The organism is Caldibacillus sp. 210928-DFI.2.18 (assembly GCF_020554505.1).
GTDB lineage: Bacteria > Bacillota > Bacilli > Bacillales > Caldibacillaceae > Caldifermentibacillus > Caldifermentibacillus hisashii.
Genome location: NZ_JAJCHL010000247.1, coordinates 1 through 347, shown reverse-complemented (window position 1 = coordinate 347; position 347 = coordinate 1). Strand labels below are relative to the sequence as shown.

Genomic DNA, 347 nt, shown 5'->3' with positions numbered 1-347 from the left:
GCGACGAGACCCTTTCTCGTCGTCGTTTTTGGGCCGGAAACTTCATTTTTTGGCGACGAGACCCTTTCTCGTCGTCGTTTTGAGGTGGAGAACACTCATTTTTGGCGACGAAACTTATTCTCGTCGTCACTTTTGGGCAGGAAACTCCTTTTTTTGGCGACGAGACTCTTTCTCGTCGTCGTTTTGAGGCGAGAAACCCCTTTTTTTGGCGACGAGACCTCTTCTCGTCGTCATTTTTGACCGGAAAACTCCCTTTTTTGGCGACGAGACTCTTTCTCGTCGTCGTTTTTGGGCCGGAAACTTCATTTTTTGGCGACGAGACCCTTTCTCGTCGTCGTTTTGAGGCG

1 protein-coding gene is annotated in these 347 nt (G+C 49.6%); it reads right to left on the bottom strand.

Translation table 11 applies throughout. From position 1 onward, the window contains the following. Window positions 1–126: 126 nt before the first annotated feature. The coding region (locus LIZ98_RS17765; RefSeq protein WP_227203192.1) for a hypothetical protein at window positions 127–347 on the bottom strand (221 nt) is incomplete at its 5' end.